This is a genomic window from Mycobacterium sp. IDUB_19, from assembly GCF_055419445.1.
The window spans coordinates 1-14,153 of the sequence record NZ_JBVAXR010000059.1; the positions used below are offsets into that span (position 1 = coordinate 1).

A 14,153-nucleotide genomic window follows, 5' to 3' on the forward strand; every position below is an offset into this window, starting at 1 on the left:
AACTGTCAACCATCAGCCGACACACCGTCACGCATCACCCGAAGACGAAATGTCAAGCATCAACCGACGTCACACAGTCAGGTGGTGCCCCCGGCAGGATTCGAACCTGCGACACCGGCTTTAGGAGAGCCGTGCTCTATCCCCTGAGCTACGAGGGCGGACGGGCCTGAGCTTACCGTGACGGCAGGCTCAGGCCGGACGTCCGCGTCAGCGCAGTTCCGCGATCACCTTCGAGAAGTTCTCGATGTTGTTGTCCTGCACGGTGAAGGACGACACGCCGTACTTTTCCCGGTACGCGGTCAACGTGTCGGCGATCTCGCGTGGGGAACCGCTGAGCACCGACGGCTGGGACAGGATCTCTTCATCGGACAGATCCGGCGCGTAGCTGCGGGTCAGCTTCAAGTCGGGCTCGGTCTCGCCGGCCCGCGGCATCGCCGTGATCGCCAGATTCAGCTCGAGTGAGTCGAATCGATCCCCGGCGGCGTTGCGAACGAAGTCGACACGTTCGGCGAACGGGTCCTCGACATCGCGGACCTTGGAGCCGGTCAACCCGATGATGTCGGCGTTGCCGGCCGCGATGGTCAGCACGCGGTCACCATTGCCGGCGATGATCAGCGGCGTCGACGGGTGGTGCTCCTTCAGATACTTCGTCATGTGTTCGAGGTAGTCGACCCGGGCACCGGCGCTGGGATACGGGATCTCCGCGGCCTCGAACTCTTCCCGGACGTAGCCGGTACCGAGCCCGATTTCGAGGCGGCCGTCACTGAGCAGGTCCAGGGCTTGCATGTCCCGGCTGAGCAGGGCCGGCTTGTAGAACGCGGAGTTGAGCACATACATGCTCAGCCGCAGCGTCGTGGTTACCATCGCGACCGCGGTCAGGGTTGGAAAGGGCGCCGCGGCACCCAAATGGTCGGGCACACATAGAATGTCGAAGCCAGCATCTTCAGCGCGCTTGGCCTTGTCGAGCAGTGCCTCGCGTGACTTGAAGAAACGCATGCTCATCCCAAATCGAAAATCCTTGGCCACCAACAACCTCCGTTCAACGAGCTCGAATAATTACCAGGAGCGAGCCGCGGCCGCCAAACCCTGAACCAGGGCAGAGGTGACCGACGACAAGCCATCAGCACCCGGCAGCGGGCTGCGCGGGCTCAAACCCCTGACACGAACCGACAATTCGAGCTGTGTGCCGCCGTCGCGTACCCGGTTGACCGGGTTGTCAGGATGTAACCCCCGCAGTTCGTGCGGGATGTCTTCGAGGTCGGTGACGACCTGATAGCCGCTCAACTGGATGTGCTGGGCGAGGTGGGCGGCCAGCGTGCGGTTGCGGCCCCCTGCCAGTAATTGAGTGCTGCGCCCGATGCGTCCATATCCGTGCAGCGAGACCGCGACGTCGACATGGTCGAGGAACTCGGCGAGCCGCGGAGACTCGGCGGGGTCGAACCGCGCCGACGGCATGTGATGCGGGTAGTGGTCGGGATGGCGCAACAGGTACACCGACGCGTCGGCGGCCTCGGCCGCGCGCTCGGCGATGACGTCTGTCATCCCCTCCAGTCCACCGCCATGGATGGCCAAAAAGCCGAACCGGGACCGCAGCTGACTGGCTTCGACCACCCCCGGCTCGTTCAGTAGCTCCGAAAGTGACTGTGGCCCAGGCCCGAACGCGAATCTCGCGAACGCCGGGCGAGGCCAGTGCGTGGGGTCCCAGCGCCGCAAGAAGTCGATCCAGCGTTGCGGAAGCCCGTGATGAACGGCACCGTCGATGATCTTTGGCAGGTAGCCGGGGCGCGGCGGACCCGGGGTCACCCGGTGGTCGATGTAGACCCAGGCCGGTGCCGGGCCGTCGTGGGTTTGCACGGTCAACTCGTCACGCCGGTAGCGCACCGGAACGCCCTCGGCGCTGTCCAGCGTGGCCAAGTCGTGGTCGGAGAGTTGCCAGAGGACCCCGTGCACCTCATTGCCGGTGAACGGCTCGACAGTCGCTACGCCGCGCTGGTTGATCAGCCAATCGTGATCGGACAGTACCGCCGGCCGCGGATCAGCGGCATCGGGACAGCGCCGCGCCATCTGCCTGACGCACAGGTTCGACCCATATGCGAAGTAGGAGTGCCGGCGCGCCCGCATTCAGCGGCTCACCGTCAGACAAATTGGCACTAGGTGAGCCTATGTGCTTCGTATAGCTATGCAAAATGTGGTCCGCTACGAACGCTCCCGAAATGACCGACCACCGGTTAACTATGGGCAGTAGGTAGCAACGGCGAGGTTCACCATGGAGGTGGTGTCGCCGAAGTTGATGCCGCGCGGGCCCAAGGTGTTGTGGACGTCGTCGGCGATCTGTTGCGACGACCAGCCATTCCAGCGATCGGCGCAAATGTGGTGCGCCATCAGGACGATGTCACTGTCCTCGTTCGGCGGCCAGGTGAACCCAAGGGTGTGCATCTTCGCCAGGAATGCGGCGTCAACCGTGTCGGCCGCCGCAACCGAAGCGGTAGCCACCAGGGCGGCGCCGACCATCAGGGGGGCGGCAAGTCGGGCCAGCCAGCGGGGTGAAGGCATGTGACGCGTTTCCCTTCCGTCTTCGCGTTGAAGTCGCGTCAGTGTGCGAGTCCAACGCGGCGCAGAAATGAAGAATAGCGAAAGCCTGAAGAAACATATCGACGGGACTGAGCGCGGAATGGCGCACCCCGACGCGGTTTCTTAACCGGGGTAACCGGAGACGATTACCAAGTTCGACGTAGCGGACCCGTGACGTAGCCCCACCACTGCTTGATATTCGTCGGAGTCATACCAAGCTCGCGCGAGTTCCTTGCTCGGAAACTCCAGAACCACTGTCCGCGTGAAGGGCCAGCTACCCTCAACGACTTCCACGTCTTCGTCGAGGCCGACCAACTTCGCGCTGAACTTGTCAAAGATCTCCTGGTGGCCGGCAAGACCGTACTGCTCGTAGCCGCCCCGATCGTTGATCGAGATTTGCACGATGACGAACGCCTTTGCATCGGGCATGAACTGTCTCCTCAGATGGACGAAACGTGTTGCGGACACCGTATGATTCAATTGAGTACATGTCAATGAGTAAAACTCAACGAGTCATACTCGCCGAGTTGCGCCCGTCGGTTCCTCAAGTGCACGATCCATCGGTGAGTGCCAGCAAGGCGAAACCGGCTCGACCGTCGCGACCTGCGACGCAACGACAGGAACAAGCCGAACTGACTCGGCGCAAGCTTCTCGACGCCGCGGTCGAGCACTTCTCGGCCCGACACTTCGATGACGTCGCAACCAGTGACATCACCGAGACCGCAGGCGTCGCCCAGGGTCTGCTCTTCCACTATTTCCGTAACAAACGCGGCATATACCTCGAGGCGCTACGCGACGCCGCCGACCGACTCAGTGCCGCCAACACGCCACCGCCCCGCGACGACTCACCGGGTCGGCGGTACCGAGAGATGTTGCGCTCACATCTGGCCTACCTAGGCGAGCACGACGACTTGGCTCTGCGACTAGTCCTTGGCGGGAGCGGCGGCGACCCCGAAGCGTGGGAGATCTTCGACCAGTCCCGCTGGCACACGATCGAATGGACTTGTCAGGTGCTTGAACTGGACCTCGCCCGCCCGGCAATGCGATTGATGCTTCGCTCCTGTGCGGGCGCTCTCGATGAAGCGACCATCTACTGGCTGAAGAACGACCGCCCGTTCGATACCGATGCGATGGTCGAAGTGGTCATCGACCTTCTCATCACCTCGTTGCACGGCGCAGCCCGTCTCGATCCTGCTATTGACGTCAGCCACGCCATCGCAAAATTAACCGACGTCACTCCATGATCGCTGCAGCGAGGTCGCTCGTCGGCATCGAAGAGGGCGCGTTACACCGTTGCTTTTGGGTGCCAAGTTATTTTGCCGCGTTTGGGCTAGCCGCAAGGCTCTACCGCGGGCCAGTGTGGATCAATTCTTGATTCATATACCCTACCGGGGTACTGTAAAGGCATGAGCCAAACTGAAACCTGCAATTGCAAATCCACGGGCTGCAGCTGCGGCGACTCCGCCTGCACCCAGGCGCAAGGCTGCAAGTGCAGTAACCCCGAATGCACGTGCAACCACTGATGATGGCGCACGCCGGAGATGGCTGGGGTTGGTGCAGCATGAATGTTATTACGGTGGTGGCTTTTTGGGCCGTCATCGTCACCGCCGTTGTCCTTGCGGCCCGTCTCCGCAGCATAGAACGAAGCGGCCCGTCGGCGCACGGTAGCCCCGGTTTCAGCCGGGCCGAATACTTGATGGCGGAAGGCTTTACGCGAAGCGAAATGGACAGCGGCGAATTTTACCGCCGCTTGATGTAGCTACGCGCGCAGGCGTGGGGAGGTGTGGCCCGCGCCCCTGCCCGGACAACGTCCAAGACAACAACGCATGACGGCGTCGTGGATCGGCTCTTGATCGCCGCTTTATCGGCCCCGCCCGCGGATTACTGAAAACCGTTGGAGAGCAGACGATTAGCCGTGCGGGCTGAAGGCCGGGCAGATCACGGTCAGCGGTCAGGTGGTCATTTGTACGGTGAGGGTGACGCGTCCCTTCTCGTCGCGCTGAGCGACCCCATGCCCGGCGTGCTCGGTCCCGTCGAGCCGCAACGTGAGTGGGCCCCCGTCACCGAGAAAGTTCCGCCACCACGTCTTCGCCTCGGGCATGTTGACGCTGATGATGAACTCGTCACCAGCGCGGCGGTATGCCACCGGGATGCTGAACCTGCGTCCGGAACGCCGTCCGACATAGCTGAGCATGACGATGTTGCGGTTCACCAGTCCGCCGAAGCGTGGCGAAGTGCTCACCGCGGCCACCGGCGCGTTGAAAAGAGGCGCGGCGCGCATGAGAAGTCGTCCAAGCGTTTTGGGTATTGCGGTCATGATCACTATCTTCCCTTCAGTTGTGGAACGGTGCGGGTGTACATCGCGGGGCTGGTGAGTCAGACGATCAGCGTGAGGCACAACGCTACCAGCGCCAGACCCTGCAGAATGGCGCGAGTGTTGATGACGTGATCCCAGTTGGACTGCAGCACACGTGCATTCGTGGGGACCTGGCGGCTGATAGCGGCGGCCGTGAGCTGACGGTTGATCGGCGCGCTGATCCGCACGTAGAGCGCAATCCAGGCCAGCAGTATCACCACGGCACAGGCCACCGTAATGCTTTGGGCCCATTGGCCGGCGACTGCGAACAGTACGGCACTAGCGATGGCAGCCACGACGCCGAGAACGCCGGGCACGGGCATCCGCCGGTCGCCGAAACGATGGACATTGCCCATCACCGCCACTAGGGCACGATCGTCCACGGCGACCAATGCTGGTCGCTGAACAAGCGCGCAGAACACGTCGGTGCCATACACAACCGCAGTACCCAGCACCGAGATCACTACCAACATCTTGGCGAGCTCCATCACGGCAGTGCCTCCTATCCGGGCATAGTGCTAGCAACGCTAGCGGTTCGGGGGTAAGCGTGTCAATAGCAGCGCTAGGACTGCTAGCAATGCTATTATCAGGCATGGCCATCAACGAGCGTCGAGCTCGCGAGCACGCCGCCCGTCGTCAAATGATCATCAGCACGGCGCGCCAATTGGCGGAAGCCGAAGGCTGGGAGGCTGTTACCACGCGTCGGCTCTCCGATGAGATCGAATACAGCCAGCCGGTGTTGTACAAGCACTTCTCGGGCATGGATAACCTCGCTGCGGCCGTGGCCATCGACGGGTTCGGTGAACTGGCCGAGGTGCTTTCCGGTGCCCGTCGCGGGCGACGTACACCCGATGCGACGCTGAAACGAGTCGCGCATGCCTACATCGAATTCGCCGAAAAGAACCCGGCCCTCTACGACGCAATGTTCACCCGCGCAACCACATTGCGATTCGCCGACGCGGATACCCCGCCCGAATTGTCAAACGCGTTCGCCGAGCTACGTCAAGCAGTCGCAGACATTGCGGATCGGCAGGATGCCGACACCCTCGCGGAGGTGCTGTGGGCAGCGCTGCACGGACTGGTTGTGCTCAACCGCGGTGGCCGGTTACGAGCGGGGCAACGATCCGCTCGAATCGAACTCTTGGTAGACCAGTTCACTCATGCACCCTGATGCTGACGCACGACCGTGGGGATTTCTTAGTGACCTTTCAAGGTCAGATAGATCAGCATTACGTTCAGCACACTCACCAGTAATGCGACCCCCCAGCCGATCACCGTCGTGATGGGGTGGTTGGTGTCGGTGCCCATCAGCTTGCGATTGCTGGTGAGTCGGACCAGCGGCAGCACGGCGAACGGAATTCCGAAGGACAGCACGACTTGGGATAGCACCAGGGAGCGGGTCGGGTCGAAACCAATCGCCAGGATCGCGATGGCCGGGCACAGCGTGATCAAGCGGCGCAACATCATTGGGATCGATCGGTGCAGCAGGCCCTGCATGATCATCGCACCGGCGTAGGCGCCCACCGACGATGACGCCAAGCCGGACGCGAGCAGTCCGATCGCGAACAGCACGGCGATCGTCGGGCCCAACGTGTTGTGGATCGCGGTGTAGGCGCCGTCGATTGACGCGACGTCTTCGTGGCCCTGCAGGTTGATCGCGGCGACGAGCAGCATCGCCGCGTTCACCGTCCCGGCGACGGCCATCGCGAGCACCACGTCGACACGAGTGACCCGCAGTAGCCAGCGTCGCTCCGGGCCCTGCGCGGGATGCCCGTGCCGATCCAGGACCAGACCCGAGTGCATGTACACCGCGTGCGGCATCACGGTGGCGCCCAGGATGGCGGCGGCCAGCAGCACGCTTTCGGCGCCGTGGAACCGCGGCACCAATCCGCCAACCACGGATTCGGGCGGCGGCGTCGCGACGAAGAAACTGGCCGCGAAGCCGACCGCGATGATCAGCAGCAAGCCCGTGATGACCCGTTCGAAAAGAAGCTGTCCGCGTCGGTCTTTGATGGTCAGCAGCAGCATCGAGATGACCCCGGTGATGACCCCGCCGAGCGGCAACGGCAGACCGAACAGGATCCGCAGCGCGATTGCCCCACCGATGACTTCGGCCACATCCGTTGCTATTGCGACGATTTCGGCTTGCGCCCAGAAGGTCAGCCGGAGCGGGCGGTTCATCTCCTTGCCGATTGCCGCGGGTAGCGAGCGGCCGGTCACCAGCCCGAGTTTGGCCGAGAGGTACTGCACCAAGCCGGCCATCACGTTGGCCGCGACGATCACCCACAGCAGCAGGTAGCCGAATTGCGTGCCGGAGCTGACGTTGGCCGCGACGTTTCCGGGATCGACATAGGCGATCGCGGCGACGAACGCCGGCCCGAGCAGATACCAGCTTGTCTTGAGCGAGGCCCGGGTGTCCTGCGCCAACTGACCGACCTTCGAGTGCGTATTACCGAATAAAAAAGTGAGGGTAGTCGACACATGCCCGATAGAGAAACAAAGGGCTCACGCGGGGCAACGCCGAAACGCGTGCGTTCATGCCGTGCGCTCGCTCACCCGGGCAGGTAGAGCCCCTTGCCGGTGACCAGGGGCAGGTCGAGGGTAGTCACGATCCCCGACGGGGCGGCCACCACCGCCGGGATCGCGTTGACGACCCGCATCGCGGTGGCGACCAGGCCCGCGTGGTTGTGATCGCCCTTGCGGCTGCTCAGGCAGACGTCCATGGCGTAGGACGGTTCGCCGGTGATCTCGATGCGATAGGACCCGCCCTCCTGTGCGGGCTGCGGCCACTCGGGGCACAGGTCCTCGCGCAGCCGGGTGACATGTTCCAGGACGACGACGGGCTCGCCGTTGACCATGCCGAACACCTCGAACCGCAGGGCCGCGGCGGTGCCCTTGGCGATGTGCCCCGAGGCGATGTCGAAGTCCTCGGGCGCCGGCACGCGGATGAACTCCTGAGTGACCGAGCCGAGCGAAAGACCCAGGCCTGCCGCGATTTGCCGGATCACCGATCCCCACGCCAAGCTCAGCACACCGGGCTGCAGCAGCATCGGGATGTCGTCCATCGGCTTGCCGAATCCCATGACGTCGAACATCACCGCGGCGCTGTCGTAGGTCGCGTAGTCGACGATCTCCATGCACCGAATCTGCTGGATGCTCTGACAGGTGCCGGCCAGGGCCATGGGCAGCAGGTCGTTGGCGAAGCCGGGATCGATGCCGTTGACGAACAGGCTCGAATTACCCTCGCGTGCAGCATCTTCCAGTGGCTTGATGAGCTCCTCCGGGATGACCTCCCACGGATACTGCAAAAAGACCGGACCGCTGCCGACGATGTTGATCCCGGCCGCCAGCACGCGCCGGTAGTCCTCCAGCGCCTCGGGCAGCCGGTTGTCGGCCAGCGCGTTGTACACCGCGCACTGTGGCCCGGTGGCTAGCACGGCATCCAGGTCGGTACTGGCCAGCACGCCGGTCGAATCCGGAAGTCCGGCAAGCTCTGCCGCGTCCTTACCGGCTTTGGAATCCGAGGACACCCAGACGCCGGTGAGCTCGAATTCGGGGTTGGTGATAAGCGCTCGCAGGGCGTGAATACCGACATTGCCGGTGCCCAGTTGGACGACGGGGATGGGCATGACGTGGCTCCTCAGTGGTCGTTGGTCACAGGTCCGGGACGGGGATGTCGAGATTCGGGTAGGTGAGGCCGCCGTCGACCTCCAGCGTCTTGCCGGTCAGGAAGCTGCCGGCCGGCGACGCCAAATACACTGCAGCAGCGGCAATGTCGACCGGGTCGCCGAGGCGGCGCATGGGCGTCACCTTCTCCATCGGCTCGCGCAATTCGTCGTTGGAGGCCACCACGTCCAGCGCCGAGGTCAGGATCGAGCCGGGCGCGATTGCATTGACCCGGATGCGTGGACACAGGTCCAACGCGGCCGACCGGGTGTAGTGCGACAGCGCGGCTTTGGCGGTGGCATAGGCGGCGAAACCACGCCCGGCCAGCCGGCCCATGGTCGAAGTGATGTTGATGATGCTGCCGCCACCGGAGTGCTCCAGCATCAGCGGCACCGCCGCGATGGTGAGCGCGTGAGCGGTGGCGACGTTGAAGGTGAATGCGTCCTTGAGGTCCTTCGTCGTTGTGGTGAGCAGCGTGTTGGGCATGGTCCCACCGACGTTGTTGACGACGATGTCGAGTTTCCCGAAGGCCTCGACGGCCTGCTCGGCCAACTTCGCGGTGGCCTCGGGATGGGCCAGGTCGGCGGTCACGATGTGTGCCTTGCGACCCGCTGCGCGGACTTCTTCGGCGACGGCCTCTAGTTGGGATTCTGTGCGCGAGGCGATCAGGACATCGGCACCGGCTTCGGCGAACGCCACCGCGATTGCCGCCCCAAGACCACGGCCGCCACCAGTGATGACGGCGACTTTATCGTCGAGACGGAACCTGTCAAGGATCATTACGGCCTCTCTTCGTTGAGTTGTCGGCCGAAACGGAAGCAAGACTAGCCGTCTCGGATCTCGGCATTTCTGGAACAGGTTCTAGTTTGGCATACGGCCGTGGCGTTACGGCGCCCAGATACCGCGACCGGGTAACCGCTGAGCAATTGCGGTCGAAATATGCGAACCCGGTGATGGCCTGCGACGACAGCTGGCAAATTCGCCGACGTTCACCCAGTTACGGTTTGCTTTACGGCTGGGAGCAAGATGGCCACTTGGTGATCGAATTGAGAATCGGCCGATTTGGCGCAGTCCTGTCCGTTTTGGCTACCGGTGCACTGATGTTGTCGGCGTGCGGCGAGGACAACAACGCAAGTGGAGGAAAAGCGACAACTGCGACATCTTCGGTGAAGACAACCTGCCCCGGCGTAAAGGCACTGAAGGCAAGCGGGTCGACCGCCCAGGCCAACGCGATGACGCGCTTCGTCAAGGCGTTCGAGCAGGCGTGCCCCGGCCACCGGGTCAACTACACCCCCAACGGATCGGGCGCGGGAATCAGCGAATTCACAGGCAATCAAACTGATTTCGCGGGCTCGGACTCGACCCTGGCGCCCAGCGAGTCCGCCGCCGCGCAGCATCGCTGCGGCTCGCCGGCGTGGCAACTACCGGTGGTGTTCGGCCCGATCGCGATCACCTACAACGTCAGCGGCCTGACCTCGCTGACTCTCGACGGCCAGACCGCGGCCAAGATTTTCAACGGCGGCATCACCAAGTGGAACGATCTTGCGATCCAGGCGCTCAACCCGGGTGCCAGCCTGCCCGCGGAGCCGATTCAGGTCGTGTTCCGCAGCGACGAGTCGGGGACAACGGACAACTTCCAGAAGTATCTCGACGCCGCCTCCAAAGGTGCGTGGGGGAGGGGCGCCGGTAAGAAATTCAACGGCGGAGTCGGCGAGGGCGCCAAGGGCAACGACGGTAGCGCTGCGGCCGTCAAATCGAACGACGGGTCCATCACCTATGGCGAGTGGTCGTTCGCCCTGGCGCAACACCTGGACATGGCCAAGATCATCACGTCGGCCGGTCCGGACCCGGTGACGATCAGCGCCGGCTCGGTGGGCAAGGCGATCGCCGGGGCCGCTATCGTCGGGCAGGGCAACGACCTGGCCCTCGACACGGCTTCGTTCTACCGGCCCGGCCAGGCCGGCGCCTACCCAATCGTGTTGACGACGTACGAGATTGTGTGCTCGACGTATCCCGATCCCCAGGTCGGCGCGGCCGTGCAGACGTTTTTGCAGAGCATAATCGGTCCCGGCCAGAATGGCTTGGCGGACAACGGATATATTCCGGTTCCGGATGCATTGATGTCGCGCTTGTCGGCCGCTGTCAACGCAATTTCGTGATTCTAGGACCGTCTGAATTCTGTGATTGTCGGAGGTCGCGACGTCGTCGGGGAGACGGCCAGTACAAATTTTGCCGAACGTTAACCTGTTCTTACTGTAGCTTCACCTTCGCGAGGCACACGGTTGGTTTTGTAAGCTGCGGCAAGAACCGCGGCGTTCAATCGTAAAGGTGAGGAACTGAATTGAAACTCAACCGCTTTGGTGGCTTGGTCACAGTGCTGGCTGCTGGAACATTCGTCATCTCGGGATGTGGCAGTGACAACAACGCGACTGGAGGAAGCACGACGACCGGCGCGCCATCGGGGAAGGTGACTTGCGGTGGCACCAAGACACTGAAGGCAAGCGGGTCGACCGCCCAGGCCAACGCGATGACGCGCTTTGTCAAGGCATTCGAACAGGCTTGCCCGGGGCAGACGTTGAACTACACACCCAACGGGTCGGGCGCTGGAATCCACGAATTCAACGGCAAACAAACGGATTTCGGTGGTTCGGACTCGCCGCTGGGCCACGACGAGTATGCGGCCGCACAACAGCGCTGCGGCTCCCCGGCGTGGAACCTGCCCACCGTGTTCGGCCCGATCGCGGTCACCTTCAACATCAACGCGATCTCTTCGCTGAACCTCGACGGCCCCACCCTGGCGAAGATCTTCAACGGCGGCATCACCACGTGGAACGATCCCGCGATCCAAGCGCTCAATGCCGGCGTCAATTTGCCGGGCGAGCCGATCCACGTCGTATTCCGCAGCGATGAGTCGGGGACCACCGATAACTTTCAGAAGTATCTCGACACCGCGTCCAACGGCGGGTGGGGTAAGGGCTCCGGCAAGAAGTTCAACGGTGGTATCGGGGAGGGCGCCAAGGGCAACGACGGCACCAGCGCCGCCGTCAAGGCCACCGAGGGTTCGATCACCTACAACGAATGGTCGTTCGCCCAGGGGCAGCACCTGAACATGGCCAAGATCGTCACGTCGGCGGGCCCGGACCCGGTGGCGATCAGCACAGACTCGGTGGGTAAGACGATCGCGGGCGCCTCGATCACCGGACAGGGCAACGATCTGGTCCTCGACACGATTTCGTTCTACCGGCCGAGCCAGGCCGGCGCGTACCCAATCGTGCTGGCGACGTATGAGATTGTGTGCTCGAAGTATCCCGACTCCCAGGTCGGCGCGGCCGTGAAGGCATTCCTGCAGGCCGCCATCGGCGCCGGCCAGAATGGCTTGGCTGACAACGGATACATCCCCATTCCGGACGCGTTCGGAACGAGGTTGTCGGCTGCCGTCAACGCCATCACGTGATCTGATATAGCCATGATCCGCGAAGCGCTCGCTTCTCCTCCCGGGACAAAGCCCGCGCTGACTGCAACTAACCCACGCGTCGTGCGGCGGGGTGACCGACTGTTCAAGTGGCTCGCCAGTGCTGCTGGATCGACGATCCTGATCGCGATCGTGCTGATTGCGGTATTCCTGCTGATCCGTGCCGTCCCGGCGTTGCTGGCGAACCACGCGAATTTTTTCACCAGCGCCGAATTCAATACCAGCACCGCCGAGACGCTGGCTTTCGGTATTCGCGACTTATTGATGGTCACCGTGCTGAGTTCTATCAGCGCGCTGGTGTTGGCCGTGCCGATCGCGGTCGGGATCGCGGTGTTCCTCACCCAATACGCGCCGGCGCGGCTGGCGCGACCGTTCGCCGCAGTGGTCGATCTACTGGCCGCGGTGCCGTCGATCATCTTCGGGCTGTGGGGAATCTTCGTGCTGGCGCCCCAGCTTGAGCCGTTCGCGGTGTTTCTCAATCGCAACTTGGGATGGATCTTTCTGTTCAGGCAGGGCAACGTTTCCCTGGCTGGCGGCGGCACCATTTTCACCGCCAGCATCGTGCTGGCAGTGATGATCCTGCCGATCATCACCTCGGTCTCGCGAGAAGTGTTCCGGCAGACCCCGCGTATCCAAATGGAAGCAGCGCAAGCTCTGGGTGCCACGCGTTGGGAGGTGGTGCGGATGACCGTGCTGCCCTACGGCCGTAGCGGAGTCGTCGCGGCGTCGATGCTTGGTTTGGGCCGCGCGCTTGGCGAAACCGTTGCGGTGCTGATCATCTTGCGCGCGGCAGCCCGCCCGGGTAATTGGTCGCTGTTTGACGGTGGTTACACATTTGCCTCGAAGATCGCTTCCGCGGCTTCGGAATTCAGCGAACCGCTGCCGACCGGAGCCTATATTTCCGCGGGATTTGCGCTGTTCGTCGTGACGTTCGTGGTCAACGCCGCCGCCCGCGCAATCGCCGGCGGCAAGGTCAACCTATGAGTGCCGAGACGTTCCAGGAGCCGGTCAAGACCACGGTTTTGCGGCCCGTCAGCATTCGACGGCGGATCAAAAATAACGTCGCGACAACATTTTTCCTTGCCTCGTTCGCTGTCGCGCTGGTGCCGCTGGTCTGGGTGTTATGGGTGGTGATCGCACGGGGCGGGTATGCCGTCACCCGGCTGGGTTGGTGGACGCACTCGCTGCACGGAGTTTTGCCGGAGGAGTTCAGCGGCGGTGTCTATCATGCGCTGTTCGGGACGTTGGTGCAGGCCGGAGTGTCCACCGTGCTGGCTGTGCCGCTGGGCTTGATGACGGCAGTGCTTCTGGTGGAATACGGTTCCGGGCGGCTGGCGCGGGTGACCACCTTTTTGGTCGATGTGCTCGCCGGGGTTCCGTCGATCGTGGCGGCGCTGTTCATTTTCAGTCTGTGGATCGTCACCCTGGGATTTCAGCAGAGTGCTTTCGCCGTGTCGCTGGCGCTGGTCCTGCTGATGTTGCCGGTGGTGGTGCGTTCCACCGAGGAGATGCTGCGATTGGTCCCCGACGAACTGCGGGAAGCCAGTTACGCATTGGGCATTCCCAAATGGAAAACCATTGTGCGGATCGTCTTCCCGATCGCGATGCCGGGCATCATATCCGGTGTCCTGTTGTCCGTCGCGCGCGTGATGGGTGAAACCGCGCCGGTGCTGGTTCTGGTCGGCTACAGCCGCTCCATCAACCCCGACATCTTCCACGGCAATATGGCATCGCTGCCGCTGCTGATCTACACCGAACTCACCAACCCGGAGCATGCGGGATTCTTGCGGATCTGGGGCGCGGCGCTGACCCTGATCATCATTGTGGCCGTCATCAATCTCCTCGCCGGCGGCTTTCGCTTCCTGGCAGCCCGCCGGGGCTGACGCCACTAATAGCCCACGGTCAGGAGCGTGACCGCGCTTTCGCGGCAGACTTCTTGGCCGGTGCCTTCTTGGCGGCCGTCTTCTTCGCGGGTGCCTTCTTGGCGGCCGTCTTCTTCGCAGGAGCCTTCCCGTCGCCGGAGCGCGCTTTCACGCTGGCCTCCAGCTTGGCGAGCAGGTCGGAGACATCTTCGGTCTCATCCAGCTC

General features: G+C 63.1%; 16 protein-coding genes, 1 tRNA gene and 1 pseudogene. 7 read left to right on the forward strand and 11 right to left on the reverse strand.

Features of this window, described 5'->3' with window-relative positions; translation table 11 throughout:
- Nucleotides 1–82 precede the first annotated feature (82 nt).
- From ACZY0B_RS25465 to ACZY0B_RS25485, 5 genes are all read right to left on the reverse strand, one after another.
- A tRNA-Arg gene (locus tag ACZY0B_RS25465) sits at nucleotides 83–158 on the reverse strand.
- Between the two features lie 49 nt (nucleotides 159–207).
- Nucleotides 208–1,032, reverse strand: a complete 825-nt coding sequence (locus ACZY0B_RS25470) for an LLM class F420-dependent oxidoreductase (RefSeq protein WP_463767016.1) — start codon at nucleotides 1,030–1,032, stop codon at nucleotides 208–210.
- A 24-nt stretch (nucleotides 1,033–1,056) separates the two neighbouring features.
- Nucleotides 1,057–2,121, reverse strand: coding sequence for a poly-gamma-glutamate hydrolase family protein (locus tag ACZY0B_RS25475; protein WP_463767017.1), 1,065 nt, complete (start codon nucleotides 2,119–2,121; stop codon nucleotides 1,057–1,059).
- A gap of 111 nt (nucleotides 2,122–2,232) precedes the next feature.
- Entirely contained in the window at nucleotides 2,233–2,553 is a 321-nt protein-coding gene (locus ACZY0B_RS25480; RefSeq protein WP_463767018.1) for a DUF732 domain-containing protein, read from the reverse strand.
- 141 nt (nucleotides 2,554–2,694) lie between these two features.
- Nucleotides 2,695–3,000, reverse strand: a complete 306-nt coding sequence (locus ACZY0B_RS25485; RefSeq protein WP_463767019.1) for a DUF1330 domain-containing protein — start codon at nucleotides 2,998–3,000, stop codon at nucleotides 2,695–2,697.
- A 134-nt stretch (nucleotides 3,001–3,134) separates the two neighbouring features.
- On the opposite strand from ACZY0B_RS25485, the gene ACZY0B_RS25490 reads away from it, so the two are divergent.
- Both ACZY0B_RS25490 and ACZY0B_RS25495 read left to right on the forward strand, forming a co-directional pair.
- Complete coding sequence (locus ACZY0B_RS25490; RefSeq protein ID WP_463767020.1) at nucleotides 3,135–3,815, forward strand: TetR/AcrR family transcriptional regulator; 681 nt, start codon at nucleotides 3,135–3,137, stop codon at nucleotides 3,813–3,815.
- Between the two features lie 317 nt (nucleotides 3,816–4,132).
- Nucleotides 4,133–4,330, forward strand: coding sequence for an SHOCT domain-containing protein (locus ACZY0B_RS25495; protein ID WP_463767021.1), 198 nt, complete (start codon nucleotides 4,133–4,135; stop codon nucleotides 4,328–4,330).
- Nucleotides 4,331–4,522: 192 nt separating this feature from the next.
- On the opposite strand, the gene ACZY0B_RS25500 is transcribed toward ACZY0B_RS25495, so the two are convergent.
- Nucleotides 4,523–4,888 (reverse strand): nitroreductase/quinone reductase family protein, encoded by a 366-nt coding sequence (locus ACZY0B_RS25500; protein ID WP_463767022.1) that lies wholly within the window; start codon nucleotides 4,886–4,888, stop codon nucleotides 4,523–4,525.
- 59 nt (nucleotides 4,889–4,947) lie between these two features.
- Nucleotides 4,948–5,415 (reverse strand): DUF1772 domain-containing protein, encoded by a 468-nt coding sequence (locus ACZY0B_RS25505; RefSeq protein ID WP_463767023.1) that lies wholly within the window; start codon nucleotides 5,413–5,415, stop codon nucleotides 4,948–4,950.
- 104 nt (nucleotides 5,416–5,519) lie between these two features.
- Between ACZY0B_RS25505 and ACZY0B_RS25510 the strand changes: the two genes are divergently transcribed.
- Complete coding sequence (locus tag ACZY0B_RS25510) at nucleotides 5,520–6,098, forward strand: TetR/AcrR family transcriptional regulator (protein WP_463767024.1); 579 nt, start codon at nucleotides 5,520–5,522, stop codon at nucleotides 6,096–6,098.
- Between the two features lie 26 nt (nucleotides 6,099–6,124).
- On the opposite strand, the gene ACZY0B_RS25515 is transcribed toward ACZY0B_RS25510, so the two are convergent.
- From ACZY0B_RS25515 to ACZY0B_RS25525, 3 genes are all read right to left on the reverse strand, one after another.
- Nucleotides 6,125–7,408, reverse strand: coding sequence for an Nramp family divalent metal transporter (locus ACZY0B_RS25515; RefSeq protein WP_463767025.1), 1,284 nt, complete (start codon nucleotides 7,406–7,408; stop codon nucleotides 6,125–6,127).
- 71 nt (nucleotides 7,409–7,479) lie between these two features.
- Entirely contained in the window at nucleotides 7,480–8,556 is a 1,077-nt protein-coding gene (locus ACZY0B_RS25520) for an NAD(P)H-dependent amine dehydrogenase family protein (protein ID WP_463767026.1), read from the reverse strand.
- Between the two features lie 25 nt (nucleotides 8,557–8,581).
- Nucleotides 8,582–9,373, reverse strand: coding sequence for an SDR family oxidoreductase (locus ACZY0B_RS25525; RefSeq protein ID WP_463767027.1), 792 nt, complete (start codon nucleotides 9,371–9,373; stop codon nucleotides 8,582–8,584).
- Nucleotides 9,374–9,639: 266 nt separating this feature from the next.
- On the opposite strand from ACZY0B_RS25525, the gene pstS (ACZY0B_RS25530) reads away from it, so the two are divergent.
- From pstS (ACZY0B_RS25530) to pstA, 4 genes are all read left to right on the forward strand, one after another.
- On the forward strand, nucleotides 9,640–10,752 hold the full coding sequence (pstS, locus tag ACZY0B_RS25530) for a phosphate ABC transporter substrate-binding protein PstS (protein WP_463767031.1): 1,113 nt from the start codon (nucleotides 9,640–9,642) through the stop codon (nucleotides 10,750–10,752).
- Between the two features lie 182 nt (nucleotides 10,753–10,934).
- Nucleotides 10,935–12,047, forward strand: coding sequence for a phosphate ABC transporter substrate-binding protein PstS (gene pstS / locus ACZY0B_RS25535; protein ID WP_463767028.1), 1,113 nt, complete (start codon nucleotides 10,935–10,937; stop codon nucleotides 12,045–12,047).
- Between the two features lie 12 nt (nucleotides 12,048–12,059).
- Complete coding sequence (gene pstC / locus ACZY0B_RS25540; RefSeq protein WP_463767029.1) at nucleotides 12,060–13,049, forward strand: phosphate ABC transporter permease subunit PstC; 990 nt, start codon at nucleotides 12,060–12,062, stop codon at nucleotides 13,047–13,049.
- On the forward strand, nucleotides 13,046–13,948 hold the full coding sequence (gene pstA / locus ACZY0B_RS25545; RefSeq protein WP_463767030.1) for a phosphate ABC transporter permease PstA: 903 nt from the start codon (nucleotides 13,046–13,048) through the stop codon (nucleotides 13,946–13,948). Before pstC ends, pstA begins: the two co-directional genes overlap by 4 nt.
- A gap of 19 nt (nucleotides 13,949–13,967) precedes the next feature.
- On the opposite strand, the pseudogene ACZY0B_RS25550 reads toward pstA, so the two are convergent.
- Nucleotides 13,968–14,153 (reverse strand): annotated as a pseudogene (locus ACZY0B_RS25550) (non-homologous end joining protein Ku); the annotation flags it as partial.